Source organism: Pseudoalteromonas luteoviolacea (assembly GCF_021654285.1).
Classification (GTDB): Bacteria; Pseudomonadota; Gammaproteobacteria; order Enterobacterales; family Alteromonadaceae; genus Pseudoalteromonas; species Pseudoalteromonas luteoviolacea_J.
Genome location: NZ_JAKFZS010000005.1, coordinates 134,871 through 150,750, shown reverse-complemented (window position 1 = coordinate 150,750; position 15,880 = coordinate 134,871). Strand labels below are relative to the sequence as shown.

At 43.1% G+C, this 15,880-nt stretch carries 16 protein-coding genes; 7 read left to right on the top strand and 9 right to left on the bottom strand.

Features of this window, described 5'->3' with window-relative positions; genetic code table 11:
* The first annotated feature begins 226 nt into the window (after positions 1-226).
* The 5 genes from L1077_RS06115 (at position 227) to L1077_RS06095 (ending at position 4,435) form a co-directional block, all read left to right on the top strand.
* Positions 227-934 carry a DUF2982 domain-containing protein gene (locus L1077_RS06115; protein WP_237136019.1) on the top strand — a complete coding sequence of 236 codons (708 nt, stop codon included), beginning with the start codon at positions 227-229 and terminating at the stop codon, positions 932-934.
* A 17-nt stretch (positions 935-951) separates the two neighbouring features.
* On the top strand, positions 952-1,284 hold the full coding sequence (locus L1077_RS06110; RefSeq protein WP_039608288.1) for a hypothetical protein: 333 nt from the start codon (positions 952-954) through the stop codon (positions 1,282-1,284).
* A 32-nt stretch (positions 1,285-1,316) separates the two neighbouring features.
* On the top strand, positions 1,317-3,023 hold the full coding sequence (locus L1077_RS06105) for a DUF1566 domain-containing protein (RefSeq protein WP_237136018.1): 1,707 nt from the start codon (positions 1,317-1,319) through the stop codon (positions 3,021-3,023).
* On the top strand, positions 3,013-3,546 hold the full coding sequence (locus L1077_RS06100) for a DUF1566 domain-containing protein (protein WP_237136017.1): 534 nt from the start codon (positions 3,013-3,015) through the stop codon (positions 3,544-3,546). Before L1077_RS06105 ends, L1077_RS06100 begins: the two co-directional genes overlap by 11 nt.
* Before the next feature lie 106 nt (positions 3,547-3,652).
* Positions 3,653-4,435, top strand: a complete 783-nt coding sequence (locus L1077_RS06095) for a YggN family protein (protein WP_237136016.1) — start codon at positions 3,653-3,655, stop codon at positions 4,433-4,435.
* On the opposite strand, the gene L1077_RS06090 is transcribed toward L1077_RS06095, so the two are convergent.
* The 7 genes from L1077_RS06090 to L1077_RS06060 form a co-directional block, all read right to left on the bottom strand.
* Positions 4,432-5,271, bottom strand: coding sequence for an amidohydrolase family protein (locus L1077_RS06090; protein WP_237136015.1), 840 nt, complete (start codon positions 5,269-5,271; stop codon positions 4,432-4,434). The two genes, L1077_RS06095 and L1077_RS06090, sit on opposite strands and share 4 nt — an antisense overlap.
* Positions 5,271-5,999 (bottom strand): SDR family NAD(P)-dependent oxidoreductase, encoded by a 729-nt coding sequence (locus L1077_RS06085; RefSeq protein WP_237136014.1) that lies wholly within the window; start codon positions 5,997-5,999, stop codon positions 5,271-5,273. The genes L1077_RS06090 and L1077_RS06085 overlap by 1 nt, the downstream gene beginning before the upstream one ends.
* A 9-nt stretch (positions 6,000-6,008) precedes the next feature.
* Positions 6,009-6,503: an FKBP-type peptidyl-prolyl cis-trans isomerase gene (locus L1077_RS06080; RefSeq protein ID WP_063361493.1), complete on the bottom strand. Its 495-nt coding sequence runs from the start codon at positions 6,501-6,503 to the stop codon at positions 6,009-6,011.
* Between the two features lie 48 nt (positions 6,504-6,551).
* Positions 6,552-8,048, bottom strand: coding sequence for a transglycosylase SLT domain-containing protein (locus L1077_RS06075; RefSeq protein WP_237136013.1), 1,497 nt, complete (start codon positions 8,046-8,048; stop codon positions 6,552-6,554).
* Between the two features lie 90 nt (positions 8,049-8,138).
* Entirely contained in the window at positions 8,139-9,110 is a 972-nt protein-coding gene (locus L1077_RS06070; protein ID WP_237136012.1) for a hypothetical protein, read from the bottom strand.
* Position 9,111: 1 nt separating this feature from the next.
* Positions 9,112-9,399 carry a cell division protein ZapA gene (locus L1077_RS06065; protein WP_237136011.1) on the bottom strand — a complete coding sequence of 96 codons (288 nt, stop codon included), beginning with the start codon at positions 9,397-9,399 and terminating at the stop codon, positions 9,112-9,114.
* Complete coding sequence (locus L1077_RS06060; RefSeq protein WP_063361545.1) at positions 9,399-9,626, bottom strand: hypothetical protein; 228 nt, start codon at positions 9,624-9,626, stop codon at positions 9,399-9,401. The genes L1077_RS06065 and L1077_RS06060 overlap by 1 nt, the downstream gene beginning before the upstream one ends.
* 227 nt (positions 9,627-9,853) lie before the next feature.
* On the opposite strand from L1077_RS06060, the gene L1077_RS06055 reads away from it, so the two are divergent.
* Together L1077_RS06055 and L1077_RS06050 are read left to right on the top strand one after the other, a co-directional pair.
* Entirely contained in the window at positions 9,854-10,690 is an 837-nt protein-coding gene (locus L1077_RS06055; protein ID WP_237136010.1) for a 23S rRNA (adenine(2030)-N(6))-methyltransferase RlmJ, read from the top strand.
* Between the two features lie 117 nt (positions 10,691-10,807).
* Complete coding sequence (locus L1077_RS06050) at positions 10,808-12,088, top strand: EAL and HDOD domain-containing protein (RefSeq protein WP_237136009.1); 1,281 nt, start codon at positions 10,808-10,810, stop codon at positions 12,086-12,088.
* A 48-nt stretch (positions 12,089-12,136) separates the two neighbouring features.
* Here L1077_RS06050 and L1077_RS06045 read toward each other — a convergent pair whose 3' ends face one another.
* Complete coding sequence (locus L1077_RS06045; RefSeq protein ID WP_237136008.1) at positions 12,137-13,624, bottom strand: Ppx/GppA phosphatase family protein; 1,488 nt, start codon at positions 13,622-13,624, stop codon at positions 12,137-12,139.
* Position 13,625: 1 nt separating this feature from the next.
* Positions 13,626-15,713 carry a polyphosphate kinase 1 gene (ppk1, locus tag L1077_RS06040; protein WP_237136007.1) on the bottom strand — a complete coding sequence of 696 codons (2,088 nt, stop codon included), beginning with the start codon at positions 15,711-15,713 and terminating at the stop codon, positions 13,626-13,628.
* Positions 15,714-15,880 lie beyond the last annotated feature (167 nt).

The following is a 15,880-nucleotide window of genomic DNA, read 5'->3' as shown; positions in this document are numbered from 1 at the left end:
TTTCATCTCACTATTTGTAGATGGTTAGTGTACAAAAATTCTTATGAGAGAAAATCACGGATATCTTGTATATTTGTGTATTAAACGAAAATATAACAGAACTTATTACTGTGTACCTAAAAGGTTACTGAAATGGGTAAAATAAAACCCTGTAAAAGGTGCTTACAATTAAGAAAGTTATTCTTATGGCTAATCGCCATGCTGATATTTTATTGGTGGTTTTATTATGCATAAAGTGTCGTTGCGTGCGTCAGCTAACCGCCACAGCATAGAGTTTATGCTCGCTGGTGGAATTTGCTTAGGGGTGATTATTTTATTTGTGACATTGCGCGCTACGCCACCGACAATTTTAGAGCTAGCCTTAGCAGCAGCAGCTATCTGCTCGATATTACTTGGATTTTTAAAGAGTCAGCAACCATACTACAGCATTGAATTGAGTACTTTAGCTCTGAATTATGTGCATAAATTTGGGGTTTTGCATGTCACACACCGAAATTTTCATTCAAGTGGTGTCCCTTTTGTGACTCAAGGAGTTGAAAACCTTGAGTTAAATGCTGTAGGTATTAAACTAAACAATATTGATGAGTTTTTAGTAGAACTTACCCCACGTTTGGCTGGGAAGTTACTCATAGAACAACGGCATATTTTTTTACAAGCTGTTAAAATACATTGCGCAAATGGCAATTGTCCATCAGAATGGCTGATTGAAGAAACCTGTTATGAATCGCCACAGGGGCGCTCATATACAGGCTTAATGGCCATGTTTGCAAACCGGATGCAAAACCTGAAGACGGTAACAGGGTACGACTTGATATTACCTGCGAATGTTTTAGATAGGGATATATGGCAATTTGCTACTATTTTAAACCACTGGAAATTGAATCCAGAAAAGGTGGTCAAAGATTTGCATGAGCAAATAGCCACCGCTAGATGAAGTAACAGGATATATACATGAGCTTCGATAAAGCCTTTATTAAAAGTGGTCGTAATACCATCATCCATAAAGATAAAAAGCTCGATTTAGTGATCGTAAACGGGGAAGCCCATCCGAGGATTAAAGTAACTGCTACTGGTTTGATACCGTTTAAAGAAGAGTTACCTAGAAATCGCCGGGAAGCTAAAGAGCGTTATTTAGAGGTGGTGCAAATATCCAGTCCGGATGTGTTCAGTGAAGTGAAGCGACTGCTGTTTATTCAGTCATTAGATGGTCGCGAATACAAGGTGGATTACAGTAAAATCGGTACTAAGTTATTTGTTCGTATACATCAAGATAGCTACCTCTAACATGACTCGGAGGTAGTCAGTTAGGAGTTGTAATGCTAAAAAAATCGCTTTCCGTTGCGGCCATCTCAGTGTTAGTGAGTGGGTGTGGTGGTTCAGGTGGCTCAGATGAAGAAGTTGTCAGAGCCAGTATTAATGCAGGACAAGATGTCACTGTTATCGAAAAAAACGAATTTACACTCAAAGCGATGGCCTCCCCAACTGGAGGAACATTTAACTGGCAGGTGACCTCCGGGCCATCAATTGACGGTTTCCCACAAACCGGAGAAGAGCTGACGGTTACCGCGCCGGATGTGAAAGGGGATAGCACCGCTGTGCTGAAAGTAGATTACCTTTCACCTTCTGGTGAACTGGTTTCTGACACACTCAATGTTAATATTACCTCTAATAACCAACTGCCAGTTGCTAAGGTAACGCAAACAGGCCCAGCAACATTACCTTCAAAATATTTAGACACGGTCGTTTTATCCGCTGTAGACTCAACTGATCCGGATGATAATGGCCAAGTTGTTGGGTATAAATGGGAACTGATATCAGGCCCGAGCAATATTGTCGTAGAAGACAGTGGCAGCATGACATTGAGCTTTGTACACCCGCTACTGGCCGATACTCAAACAGCAGTTTGGCGTTTAACGGTCACTGATGATGAAGGCGGAAGCACAACAACTGATTTTAGCGTGGCATTAGCTAAAAATGATAAAGTAGTACTGGCAAACGCAGGCGAAGATCAGGAAGTATTAGAATTCGATACCGTCACCTTAGATGCATCTAAAAGCGTGACTGTTGATGGTCAATACACGTGTACATGGCAGCAATCGAGCGCCGGCGACGCGATTGCTTTAGCCGATAGCAGTGCATGTAAAACAACTTTCCAAGCTCCAGATAAAGACGGTAAAACCTTTGCGACTTTTAAAGTGACAGTGACTGACTCAGCTAACCGAAGCGGAGATGATGAGGTACGCATTGATATCTTGCCAAAACCATTGAGTAAGCTTAATGACAGTGGCTCAAGTGCTTGTTATAACAACTCAGAAAAAATTAATTGTGCAAATACTGAGTTTCCACGACAAGATGCAGAGCTAGGTAGAGACAGTGTTGCTGCGCTTATCTCCAAAGAGGGATCCGGTGATCTTGCATTTGACTTCACTAAACTCGATGCGGATGGGAAAGAGCTGAGTAATGATGCCTCGAGCTTTAGCTGTGTGCGAGACAATATTACTGGCCTAGTTTGGGAAGTAAAAGAAGCAACTGCAGGCACATTACCCAATACTTCAACTCGCAACGCACAAAATCACTATACTTGGGCTCTAAACCCTGAAGGTACAGAATTCATTGGCAGTGAGTACCCTGTAATAAACCCTGCACCTTGCCCCCACATTAGCGATACATACCGGTGTGGTGTGCAAGCTTTTATCAATCGTGTAAATAGTGAATCGGGAGGCTACTGTGGCGGTAATACCTGGAGGCTACCAAGTTATACCGAGTTAATGAGTATAGCTGACTTTGGTCGTGTGGGAGTCCATGTCCTCGACCCTGCTTTTTTCCCAAATATGCCAGCCCCTTCATTACAAGGTCATTTGTACTACTGGACTAGCCAAACAGCGGTTGGCGGGACCAATGGCGTAGACGCTAACCTAACCAGAGCGTACGTGGTTGATATGGAAACAGGTAATGATATCCCACGGGCCAAAGCACAAACTGCATATGTGAGATTAGTACGAGGTGATAGCAATGAAAATTAAATTAATGGTGTTAGCCTCGATTTTTAGCCCTATGGCACTTGCTCAGCAATGCGCTGAGACCGGGTCTGTTCCGCTTTCAACACCTGAGGAGCGTTTTGTCATCAACTCAGATGGTACCGTTTGTGATACCAAAACTGACATTATGTGGCAACGTTGCACATTTGGGTTTGTGTATAACGCAGAAACTGAAAGTTGCGATAACAAAGAGCAGCAGCTCAGCTGGCAGCAGGCGCTCACTGCTGCGAATAACAGCAGATTAGGGGGACATGATGACTGGCAGCTACCTAACGTCAAAGAGTTGGCAACAATAGTTGAGCGCAGTTGCGAAGACCCAGCGATCAATGAAACGGTTTTTCTTGGTAACCATAGCGGTAATTACTGGACTAGCACCACAAATGTTAAAGACATATCTCGTGCTTGGACTTATCAATTTGCAGATGGTTTGAATGATAGCACCAGTGGTAAAACATCAGACGCTTTTGTGCGATTAATGCGATATACATTTTGCCCTACAGTAGAGTAGTACATAAATTTGCAAGCTTTGCTTGTACTTGACTCTCATATTAAAAAAATAAGTTTGGTTAAAAAATAAAATTTGCTACCCTCATGCTATTAAGTATGGGGGTAGTATGAAGTTATCTGTAGCTAGCGCTAAATCTGTTGTTTTCACATTATTGCTTGGGACATCTCTGGTTACTCAGGCTGATGACAAATGTGATGTTGAGTTAGGGCACGGTTTAATTATCACAGACTCTGTGATCCGAATACTAGATAACGGTCAAACTCGCGTACAAATTAATAATGATAATCAGCTACTTGTACGCGGTATGTGGGTTGAGCTCAACGAGCAAGAAACACAAGTGCTTCAAGAATACGCTAAAGGGATCCGTGACACCGTACCTGAGTTAGTTAACTTGGCAACCGATGGGGTGAATTTAGGACTAAGCGCAATCGAGCAAGTTGTAGAAGGCATGTCTGATAGCAACCCTGAAGTGCTTAAAACACAGCTGCAATATGTAGAACGTGCGTTAATGGATAAGTTTAAGCGCGGCGAAGATTTTTATTATATAGCACCCCAATCCCTCTCAAAGATTGATGATTTTTTCACCAAAGAGATCAGTGGCAAAATTCACTCAGCAGTGCACGGCTCTCTGGGGGCAATTCTCGTTTCAGTTGGCGACGCATTCAAATCTAGAGAAGGGAATATCGAAAGCCGCTTTTCTGATATGGGCCAGCGAATGGAGATCATCTCTAAAGAGATAGATAAGTCTTTACAACAAAAAGCTGCGCAACTTGAAGTGAAAGCCAATGAGTACTGTGAATGCCTCAACACACTAGATGAGACGGAAAAACGCCTACAAGTGATTGTCCCAAGCTTGGCTGCGTTCGATCTGGTACAGATCCGCTCTTAAACCGTCAGTTGATAGACTCGCTTCGCGTTTTCAAAGCTAAGTTGCTGCCACACACTGCCATCAAGGTGCTGAACAAGCTCATAATAGTGTTGCCACTGGGCTTGATAATCACGTTTTATTAGACAAACTGGATGATTAGATGCCAGCATGACACGCTCGGGTCCAAAATAAGTTAATAGCTCACTGAGCTGATCCTGTGCGCTCACCGGTGTTTCTAACAACTCATGTCCTGAAAACTTAATAAAGCAGTTTTTTAATTGAGACAGCAACCCAATACTCTCTTGCCACTCACAGCCCTCCGCCATGAAACCAGCATGGTTGATCACTAAAGTAGCTGCTGGTAGCTCTTTATAGATTTCATATATATGGCGGCTTATCGCAGTGTTATGTACTTCAAATTGTGCTTCAAAGTGTATGTTTAGATCCGCTAAATAGTGGAGGTTTTGCTTTGTATTTTTGCATAGTAGTCGCTGAGCATCATCGCCTTCAGTAATGTCTCTAATCGCAATTAGACTTGGATGCTGAAGCTTTTCCAAAGCGGCACGAAATTGTGTCGGTGAACTATCAATTTGGGCATAAGCGACGGCTTTGTAGGGGAGCGGTGGCACAATATCGGCCAGCCAGTGTAGCTCATTGATTGGATGATTATTATCGAACCCAGCTTCCACATGCACGCAGGCGGCGACCTTAAATGTTACAACATCCTGTATAGCCGTCGGCAAATGGTTTTGTTGGATCAAGTCTAAGTTAGGCCAAGCTGGTGGATTGTGTTTCAACCAGTGATAATCTCCCTTTTCAAGATCAAAAAAGTGCAAATGTGGGTCGATAATCTTCATTAGCGTGCCGTGTAACCACCGTCAATTGTTTGCAAGCTGCCTGTAATAAACGCGGCATCGTTACTGAGTAAAAAGGCCACGAGTGCAGCGACTTCATTGGGCTGCCCTAGCCTGCCTAAAGGCTGTAGGGCCGCTTCTTCAGCGACTATTTCCGTTTTGTCAGCGCCACTTTTTGCACAATACTTATCAATGGCATTGTGAAACAGAGGTGTTTCTATGGTGCCTGGACATACCGCATTGGCGCGTATGTTGTACTGTGCGTAGTCTAAAGCTGTGGTTTTCGCCATAGAAGCGAGGGCGTGCTTTGTAAGATTGTAAGCAAAAGAGTTGGGTTTCCCTATATGCGCCTGATCTGATGATATCAGCACAATTTTACCGTCATTTTGCTTTTTCATGACAGGCAACACTGCCTGTATTGAGGCATAAGCGCCTTTAACATTGAGCGCGAACAAAGCATCCAAAGTTGCTTCATCGGTGTGCTCGATAGTTGCACTCAGGTGCTTGCCTGCATTTGAAACCAAGGCGTCTACACGTCCTGTTTCTGCTATGATAGTCGTTATCGTCTCTTTGACTTGGTCAACTTGGCTGACATCACAGTGGCGGTACTCACCAAGGTCACTGTGGGCAATGTCGAGGTTAAAAACACGATAATTTTGGTTTAGCAGCTTTTCAACAATGGCTTTACCAATGCCAAAGCTGCCACCAGTGATGATGGCAACAGGTTGCATAATTGTTCCTTAGTGGTCGTGACCGCAGCCGCCAGCGCCATGCACATGGCCATGGGACAGCTCTTCTGCTGTAGCTGCTCTCACGTTGATGACTTCCACGTCAAAAGTCAGTGTTTTACCTGCGAATGGGTGGTTTAAATCACAATCTGCATTAAAGCGGCCTACTTTTACGATGGTCACTTGATGACGACCTTGGTTAGAGTCAACAATTGCACTCATACCAGGTTTCCAAACTTTGTTATTTCCTAAACCTTGCAAATGTTTGATTGGAATACGTTGCACTAGACCTTCTTGATATTCACCGTAGCTGTCTTTTGGCTCTAATGTCACTGAAAACTTGTCCCCAGCAGTTTTGCCATCTAAGGCCGCTTCTAAGCCCGGAAGCATGCCTTCTTGACCATGCAAGTAGCTCAGCGGTTCGCCATTTGTGCTGGTTTCAATTTGCTCAGAACCTTCAGTTAGCGTGTAATGGAACTCAACCGCTGTGTCTTTTGTAATTTGCATATGTATTCTTCTATCTCTTGAATGTGGCCTTCTATTCTACGTCAGGGCCTAGTCTAGGGGCAAGTTTGGTTCGGTAGTACTTGGTGCCTCTTTAAGTTGAGTTGCTCCTTCTAGCACATCTAGGTAACTAGGGGCGTTTTGCTGTTCATTAGGTTGTGCTTGTTTTGTTGTTGGGAGATGTAAAATCAATACTTTACCGGGAGATAAAATACTGGCTGATTGTAGATTATTCCAATCCAGTAAGTCTTTCAAAGGCACTTGATAGTGCTGGCTTAAATCCCATAAGGAATCACCAGAGACGATTGTGTGATGGTGTTCAATCGTGGCTTGCTTTGGCGTGACCTGTTGCTCCAAATAGGGGCTGATCTGATAGTCTACGGTTAATGTTCTATTGATATTAGCTTGATTGATCAAAAGCTTTTCACCAACTCGGATCAGGTTATTCTGCTTATTATTAAGCTGTTTGATTTTCTTCACTGAGGTACCAAATTGACGCGCGATACCATAGAGGGTGTCATTAAGCTTAACCTGATAACTGCGGCTAAACTGCTCGCGATAAAATGGACTTTGCATCAATGCTTGCTCAGTGAGCGGTACTAATAATTTATACGGACCTTGCTCTGGACTTTGATGCCTTAAATAGCCAGTGTTGAGATCGTGCAGCTGTTGCTTATCGATATCGAGTAGCTGCGCTAAGACGCCAAAGTTAAAAGCTTGTCCAACATCTAATATGGTTGTTGTGGCTTGGTTGGCAAGTGCTGGTCGTTTGAACCCTGTTTCAGGGTGTTTGAGTAGGTAACTTAACGCCAGTAATTTAGGGATATAATCGGCGGTTTCTTTTGGTAGCTTAAGGTGCCAATAGTGGGTACTTTTACCCGCTTTTTTGTTGCGCTTAATTGCTGCTTTTACGCGCCCTTCACCCGTGTTGTAGGCTGCTATGGCATGAAGCCAGTTACCATTAAAGGTCTTATGTAAATATGACAGGTAGGAGAGTGCGGCATCAGTAGATGCCAACACATCGCGCCTGCCATCGTACCAGTCGTTGCTTTGCAAGCCAAAATGATAAGCGGTTGCATCTACGAGTTGCCAGACGCCCACTGCACTTTGCTTTGACACGGCATGAGGGCGAAAATCGCTTTCTACAAAAGGCAACAGAGCTAAGTCTAGGGGCAAGCCGCGCTGCTCTATTTTTTTGACGATATGGTACAAGTAAGCTGAGGAGCGTTGATTGACTGTGAGTAAGTATTCGGGTTGTGATAAATACCAATCCACTCGTGCTTTTACACGCGAATGCGGCGTTTGCTCAAAGCGCAAATTATGGGCAATATGTTCCCATATATCAGATGTTTTATAGGGCTTTGGCTCGGGCTCTGGTTGTATTGGGATTGTCACAGCCTGAGGGGCTGGTGTGGGTTCTTTTTGTGTTAGTAAATCCTTAAGTACATCTTGAAGATCTGCACTTTGCGTGGGTGTTTGCTTACATCCTAAGGTGCTTAAAAAGGCAATGCAACAGCAAAGGATGGCATAAAATTTTTTACGATTCATAGGCGCTTAGTACTGGGCAACACTAGTGGCTATCGACAGGCGAATTAGCGTAGTTCATGTTAGCTACTATACCTTCTGATGGTTATTTGTTCAAAAGCTAGCGTGCTTTTTTTGTTTTTCAGCTTGCTCAAAGTATGCATCAAACTGCTCGGCTGAGATGCCATTTTGCAGATAGTCTTGACGCAATTTTGCAATCTGCAATTGCGTATCTGGGGCATTTAATAATGATAAAAAGCGCAAAGGCAAATGAAGTTGTGCTCGCTTGTAGGGTTTGCCAAAGCCTGGGAGTATCCATTTAACTTGCGAATTTTTTTCAAGAGTATACAAAGTGTGCTGCCACCTTGAACTGTTAGTTTGTGCAACATAGGGCAAGAGGTTCACTGTGTGTCCGCCAAATAATGCTTGATTACTTTGGCTATAAACATGAAGTGCTGTGCCTTTAAAACCTTGGATGGGGCTTAATAAGAGCGGATAGTTACCTAGTTCGATAGACGTTACTTTGGTTATTTGCTCAATGTGTGGAATAGGCATTGATTGCCAACGAGATATGCGTTGCTTGGCTTGTTGTAGTTTAGCGATCCACATGAGCTGCTCTGACTCTGGCGCTTTGGCAATGCGTTGTTCACTGAGTAAAACGCTTTGCTTAAAGCCAAGCAATTTTTGCTCTACTTCGTCTTTAATGATGGCACTCAGTGGGCGCGTACTGGAGGAGGTATCTTTAACGGTATAAATCGTCGATTCTGGAAATGCACTTTTTAATAGCACGAGGCCAGACAACTGTTTGGGGTCTAAGTTTGTGACCACAATATAGCAAAGAGGGGTGGTTAAATTAGACCGTATCTGTGCAATTAATAATTCCAGAGCAACAAAGTCACCATGGCTATCAATCAGAGCCGCACATTTTTGTCCACGAATAAGTGCTTGGTTAGGGAGAAGATAACGGGCTTCTTTTACCGGTTCAATAATCGTCGTATATTGATCTACCGTGTGCCAATTCGCAGCGTAAGTGAGCGGGGAGAGTAGACTTAACAAAAAAAGGCTAACAGCGAGCCAAATTGACATGCTATTTAGCCTCAAGGTGTTCGCTAATGCGTGCAATGAGCTGATCCCCTTTAGTCGTCGCAACTTGGTGCTCCTGCTCTAATGCTTGGAAATCATGACATAAATGCAAAGCGGCCATTAATAAAGCATTTTGGTCAGTGCGAACTGTATCTCTGCGCTTCATTTCATCAACACGAGAATTGAGCAACTCAACTGCATTTATGAGGGCTTGTTCTTGTCCTTCAGCACAGGAAAACTGGTGGCTTTTACCTAGTAAGGTAACCGCCACCTGGCTTACTTTATCTGTCATTAGCTCGCCTGATGAGCGCTCTGCAGTTTATCAAGCAAGCTGCTTAGTGTTGTACTTGTTTCTTTTTGCTTCTCTTCTCGTTCTAGAAGTTCAAGCTGTAAAGTTTCATTTTCGTCAACTAATTTACCATTTTGCTCTTTAAGCTGAACAATTTGCTGCTCTAGCTGCTCATTTTTACCAATTAGCTGATCGATCAGTTGTTCGAGTTGTGGAAGAATATCGTTCATTTTAAATGCGCTCTTATCACTGTGTTTTGTCATGCAAATGTAAAGCAAAGTGGGCTTTATTACCAGTATTTGCGCAGCTTTATACTGATTTTTGCGCCGTTTTAAGAGATAATTCTGGTAACTTCTTATTTTGTTCATTTGTTATTCATTAAAGCGGTCGGATTTTGGCCGTTTGGAATTGAGACGAATTCGCAAAAAGTCACTATAGTCAGCGAATAAGGGCCAATATGCTCAGTTATAGACATTCTTTCCATGCTGGTAATCCAGCAGATGTTATCAAGCACTTAGTTTTAGCAGAAGTGCTGTCCTACATGACGCGTAAGGATAAGCCGTTCGACTATATAGATACGCATTCGGGAGCTGGACTGTTTGAGTTGGCGTCGAGCGATGCGCAAAAAACGCAAGAATTTGAAGACGGTATAGGTCGCCTTATGCAATATGCTGGTGACAATGACGCGATCATTCGTTACATCGAGATGGTAAAAGGGTTTAATGATAAAAAATTGGCTTTCTATCCAGGCTCGCCAAAGGTAGCTGAACAGTACCTACGTAAGCAAGATAAAGGTTGGTTCTTTGAATTGCACCCACAAGATTTACCGTTACTGCAAAAAAACACGGCACATAAGCGCTCTTTAAGAGTAAAAGGTGAAGATGGCTTCAAGGGGTTACTTGGATTAGTACCGCCTTTATCTCGTCGAGCAGTGGTGTTGATGGATCCGCCTTATGAAATCAAAACTGATTATCAAAAAGCGGTAAAAACAATCTTAAAAGCACATAAAAGCTTTACTTCCGGCACCTATATGATTTGGTACCCTGTGGTTGACAGAGCACGCATTGAGCAGATGGAAGCTGAATTAATCGCGTCTGGTGTGCGCAATATTCAATTATTTGAATTAGCGACCTCTGCGGATACTGAGGAGCGTGGTATGACAGCATCTGGCATGATAGTGATCAACCCACCGTACGTGCTGAAAAACATCATGGATGCTGTTTTACCAGAGCTGGTCAAAGAACTCGCCGCTGAAGATGGCTTTTTCCGCAGTATTGAGCTCGTTGCTGAATAATCAAATCTAGACATCAACCTGATCTTCATTAAGTTCAGGTTGGATTTTATTTGCTCCGCTGGCGAAGTTCTCATATGCTGAAGCTATGGATGCCAGTAATGCGTGCAAGAGTGAAGGATGTTAATGAGTAGTGAAACTGCCAAGGTCAAAAAAAGCGCCGTTCAGTATATCGCCCGCCAAGCTATCTTTAATAGCGAACTGCAAGTACATGCCTATGAGTTGCTATATCGTGATTCGCACAACAATGTGTTCCCAAGTGGGGTAAGTGATGGTTTGGCCACCGGGCGTTTGTTCTTTAATTCACTGCTTTTTATTGGTCTGGATAGATTGGCCGCTGGTGCATTGGCATTTGTAAACTTTTCAGATGAAACGCTCATTCAGGAGCTGCCCAAACTATTAAGTCCGCAGGGGTTAGTAGTTGAAATTGTCGAGCGCTCACAAGACATTGAAAGCCTGACCACAACGGTTAATAAACTGCAAAAGGTAGGGTATCGATTTGCATTAGATGATTATGACGGTGACCCTAGATGGCAGCCATTATTAGAGCTGGTTGACTTCGTTAAACTAGAAGTAGAGCTACCCATAATCAAAACGACGATGATGGTGAAAAAACTTAAACGCCAGTATCCGCACTTACAAATTGTTGTCGAACGCATAGAAACTCAAGAAGAGTATAATTTCATTCGTGCTGCTGGTGCGGATTATTTTCAGGGCTTTTTCTTTGCAAGACCTGAGATGCTTAACCATGGCAATGTAGAGCCCTCGAAACTCGCTGTCTTCGATTTACTGCGTTGCACGGCAAAGAAGTCGCTTTGCTTCAAAGAAGTACAAGCGCGTGTGTCAAAGGATTTAAGTTTGACTGCGCGAGTTCTTAGACTAGCCAACGCCAAAGCGGGTGAAGATCGCCTAGAGATCCGCTCTATTTCACAAGCTGTGGTGTATTTGGGTGAAGACGCTATTCGTCAATTTGTTAAAGTGCTTGCGCTGAGTGAACTTGGGGCTGATAAACCGACTGAGTTAACCAAACTAGGGCTCAATCGAGCCAAGTTTTTAGAGCTATTTTTAGCCCCTGGCGGCGAGGAAATGGCAGAGCAGGGTTATCTAATCGGGTTGATGTCGGTCCTAGATGCCATTTTGGATGTTGAGCTTTCTGTGGTGGTAGATGAGTTCTCACTTGACCCCGATTTAAGTAGTGCATTGTTAAGTTACAAAGGCTTAATTGGCGGTGCCTTGCGTCTGGCGATAGAGGTAGAGCGCAACAACTTAACTGAAGCCGAGCTGATTTTAAATGCCATTCGCCCAGCTTCAGAAATACAGGTGTTATTTGATTTGATCATTCAAAGCCGTGCCTATGGAGATGAAATGTTTGCGGTGGCACGGGATGACTTAGACGACTAGCACTGCCTTTTCATTGTTGTGACTATGGCGTTGGTTGATTATATACACTCAATATGTGGCGATATTGAGAGATAATACTAAGTTTTTCCAGTAGGCTTGCTCTTGTTCTAGATCTGCAGCAAACAACGAATGCTGCTCAAACCAAGTTTGCTCAAACATCAATTCAACCGTTTGATTGGTCACCACCATGGTATATTCTGGCACAAGGTTTTTTTGTCGCTTTTGGTGAAATAAAATTGCTAAGCGCAATAGTGTGAGTAATTTGGCAAATTGCGGCTGTGATTCAACTTCTATCAGGGCATTGAGGTCGACATTTTTGATCTTTTTGCGATGAAAGCGGATCAGCGCGCCAAGCAGTGTTTGTTGCTCTTGGGTAAAGCCAGGTAATTGACTATTGCTGACAACATAAGCACTGTGTTTGTGTATGCCTGAGGAATTAATCGCGATACCCACTTCATGCAATTGCACAGCCCAGCGCAGTATTTCTAAATCTAAGCTTTCTAGTTGCCAAGGTGCTTTGGCCGCGTCAAATAGCCGCTTAATGGTTTGGCATATATTGGCGGCATGTTCGGTATCGACAGCATAGTGATCTGCAAATGACGCTATGGTGCGGGCGCGAATATCAAACTCATCGTTTTGCGCCAGTTCATGCAACAGTCCTTCTCGTAACGAGTGGTCACAATATATGATTTCGGTCATATTAAGCTGATTAAACGCACCAATCAGTACTGCTAGTCCACCAGCAATACTAGATTTTCTCTCTGGTGGCAGTGATTTAAGGTCTACGTGTTCTAACTTTTGTGCAGCAATAAAGTGGGCTTGGATCTGAAATAAAGAGGACAAACTGAGTGTTTTACTGGCAAATAACTCTTCATTGATTGCGACTAAGGTTTTAATGGTCCCCGATGTGCCAAGACAAGTTTGCCAACCCATTTTTTGATAGCTTGCAGCGATGGCTTCAATATTTTGCTCAGCTTCAATCGTTGCTTTTTGAAAGCGTTTTTCTGTCAACTTACCATCATCGAAATAGCGTTTGCTCATGGTTACACAACCAATATCTCGACTGGTAAGCAGTTTATGATGATGGTGTTTACCGATGATCAATTCTGTACTGCCACCACCGATATCGATCACCAGTCGATTACCGTCATCATGTATATAATTCGCAACGCCTTGGTATATTAATCGGGCTTCTTCTTGACCAGAGATCACGTTAATTTTATAAGGAAAAACGTGCTTTGCTTGCTTTAAGAAATGACGCAAGTTTTGACATTTTCTTAGCGTATATGTTGCAGCGACTTCGACGTGCTTTTTTTCATAGCCTTTAAGCGTCGCCGCAAATTGGGCCAGCACATGCAGTGCCCGTTCAATGGCGTCATCATCAAGGTGGTTATTTTCATCGAGCCCCGCTGCTAAATAGACTCGTTGCTTTTCTTTGTGCAGTATTTGTAATCGACCATCTACCTCCCTTGCAACCACTAAATGAAAACTGTTTGAGCCTAAATCAACGGCTGCAAAAGAAGGGTATGTTGTCATATTAAGTCCTACTGCTTTCCCATTTTTTAATGTGATCATAGATGGCGATTTGTGAGCGGATCTTCTTTTTATTACCGCGATTCACATAGTTATTTTTTTGCTCACTATCTATTAAGCGCGCTTTTACACGGTCTCGAAATTGTAGCTCTAACGTGTCAATGATCAACTGTTTCAGTGATTCATCATAGATGGGCACGCCTACTTCAACGCGATGATCTAGATTGCGGGTCATCCAATCTGCGGATGAAATATACACCTGTGGATTGCCGTCATTTTCAAAAACCATGACTCGCGGGTGCTCTAAGAATCTATCGACAATGCTGATCACGCGAATGTTGTCGCTGAACCCTGCAAGGCCGGGAACTAGGGCACACATGCCGCGAATGATCATGCGGATTTTAACCCCTTCCATCGCCGCACTGTAAAGCTTTTCAATAAGTTCTTTATCGACCAGATTATTTACCTTGACGGTGATACGTGCAACTTTACCTTCGCGTACATTTTTGACTTCTTGATCTATGAGCGAGTATATTTTTTCCCGCGCATTGAGCGGTGAGATCATAAGATGCTTAAAAGTAAATGGGCGATAGCTCGTTTCGATGAATTTAAAGACATCATCGCATTCATTGCAGATATCGGGGTGCTTTGTAAACAAGCTGAAATCAGTATAGATCCGCGCTGTTTTTTCGTGGAAGTTGCCTGTACCTATGTGTGCATATTTGACAATTTGCCCCTTCTCTTTGCGGTGGATCACACACAGCTTACTATGCACCTTAAGGGCCGGTAACCCGACCATCACTTTGATGCCATACTCACTGAGCATTTTCGCCCACTCAATGTTGTTTTGCTCGTCAAAGCGCGCTTTGAGCTCAACCATCACAGTGACTTTTTTGCCATTTTTCGCAGCGTTGATCAGGGATGCGATTAGCTGTGAACGACTGGCTACTCGGTAAATATTGATCTTAATCTGAGTGACTTTGGGATCAAATGCGGCTTGGCGAACATATTCCAGCATATGATTGAAAGTGTGATATGGATAATAAAGCAATATATCTTGCTCAGAGATCGCCTTGAAAGCGCTGTCATGTTTATCAAATGCGCTGCTTTTTAAGGGCGGTAAAGGCTTGTTTTCTAAATATCCTCTGCCGACATTGGGGAAGGCGATAAAGTCTCTAAAGTTACGATAGCTGCCTCCGGGAATAAGTGCGTCTTGATGTGTTACGCCCAAGCGTTTTTTCATCACCTTCATGATGGAGTCCGGCATGGCTTCGTCATAGGTAAGACGAACAGGCTCAGCATATAAGCGCTGTTTGAGCCCTTTCGACATTTTGTCTAGCAGACCTTCTTCTAATTCATCATCTAAGTTGTATTCGGCGTCGCGAGTGAGCTTTATTTCGTACCCCTCGATGTGATCAAACGATAAAAAGTTACTAAACACCTCACGTAAATGATACCTAACGACATCATCAAGCAACATCAGGGTTTTTTGTCTGCGGGTTTTTTCTGGCGGTAAGATCACAAAGCGATCTAACCTGTCAGTGGGCAACTCTAGCAGTGCATGATGATGTTTGTCGTTGTCGTTACGCATTTCGACAAATAAGTAGGTCATGGTATCGTTGATTAAGTCTGAGTAGTCTCTATTTTCAGTAAGCAAAATCGGCGAAAGGTGCTGTAAAACCTGATCATTAAAATAATCCCGCAGCCACTGTTTGTGGAAGTCTGAGAGCGCTTCAGGCTGCTTGACATGAATGTTATGGGCATTCAAATCATTGAATATTTGCTTATGGATATGATTAAACTTTTTTCCTAAAGAGAGTACTTTTTTTTGTATTTGATTGAGCAGCGCTTCGTTTTCTTCGAAGTGGGCATCAGGTAGGTTACTCAGCAGGATACGGCGTTTTACATCGGCAACACGCACGCGAAAAAACTCATCAAGGTTATTTGAAAAGATCCCTAAAAAACGGATGCGTTCAATGATGGGGTTGTTTTTATCTTTGGCCTCTTGCAAGACTCGCTCATTAAATGACAGCCAGCTAAGCTCTTTTGCAAAAAAGCTGATTGCTTTGGGGTCGCTAGATAGTGCGTGCATTTTACATTCCATAGTAACGATAGCTTATTCTAGAGTATGTCCAGAATGTGACACTTATATGACGGCGGGTACAACCAAGTAAAGAAGTGAAGATATGGCAGTGGTTAAACCTGTCTGCCATATGAGTGTAGAATATATTTGATTTGTTAGTATGTTTAAAATCAAAA

Excerpts from the sequence above, each read along its gene's own strand:
- L1077_RS06060 (WP_063361545.1), bottom strand. The coding sequence starts at position 9,626 with ATGAACGATATTCTTCCACAACTCGAACAACTGATCGATCAGCTAATT.
- L1077_RS06095 (WP_237136016.1), top strand. The coding sequence starts at position 3,653 with ATGAAGTTATCTGTAGCTAGCGCTAAATCTGTTGTTTTCACATTATTG.
- L1077_RS06090 (WP_237136015.1), bottom strand. The coding sequence starts at position 5,271 with ATGAAGATTATCGACCCACATTTGCACTTTTTTGATCTTGAAAAGGGA.
- ppk1 (WP_237136007.1), bottom strand. The coding sequence starts at position 15,713 with ATGCACGCACTATCTAGCGACCCCAAAGCAATCAGCTTTTTTGCAAAA.
- L1077_RS06080 (WP_063361493.1), bottom strand. The coding sequence starts at position 6,503 with ATGCAAATTACAAAAGACACAGCGGTTGAGTTCCATTACACGCTAACT.
- L1077_RS06065 (WP_237136011.1), bottom strand. The coding sequence starts at position 9,399 with ATGACAGATAAAGTAAGCCAGGTGGCGGTTACCTTACTAGGTAAAAGC.
- L1077_RS06085 (WP_237136014.1), bottom strand. The coding sequence starts at position 5,999 with ATGCAACCTGTTGCCATCATCACTGGTGGCAGCTTTGGCATTGGTAAA.
- L1077_RS06050 (WP_237136009.1), top strand. The coding sequence starts at position 10,808 with ATGTTAATGAGTAGTGAAACTGCCAAGGTCAAAAAAAGCGCCGTTCAG.
- L1077_RS06075 (WP_237136013.1), bottom strand. The coding sequence starts at position 8,048 with ATGAATCGTAAAAAATTTTATGCCATCCTTTGCTGTTGCATTGCCTTT.
- L1077_RS06110 (WP_039608288.1), top strand. The coding sequence starts at position 952 with ATGAGCTTCGATAAAGCCTTTATTAAAAGTGGTCGTAATACCATCATC.
- L1077_RS06045 (WP_237136008.1), bottom strand. The coding sequence starts at position 13,624 with ATGACAACATACCCTTCTTTTGCAGCCGTTGATTTAGGCTCAAACAGT.
- L1077_RS06100 (WP_237136017.1), top strand. The coding sequence starts at position 3,013 with ATGAAAATTAAATTAATGGTGTTAGCCTCGATTTTTAGCCCTATGGCA.
- L1077_RS06055 (WP_237136010.1), top strand. The coding sequence starts at position 9,854 with ATGCTCAGTTATAGACATTCTTTCCATGCTGGTAATCCAGCAGATGTT.
- L1077_RS06115 (WP_237136019.1), top strand. The coding sequence starts at position 227 with ATGCATAAAGTGTCGTTGCGTGCGTCAGCTAACCGCCACAGCATAGAG.
- L1077_RS06105 (WP_237136018.1), top strand. The coding sequence starts at position 1,317 with ATGCTAAAAAAATCGCTTTCCGTTGCGGCCATCTCAGTGTTAGTGAGT.
- L1077_RS06070 (WP_237136012.1), bottom strand. The coding sequence starts at position 9,110 with ATGTCAATTTGGCTCGCTGTTAGCCTTTTTTTGTTAAGTCTACTCTCC.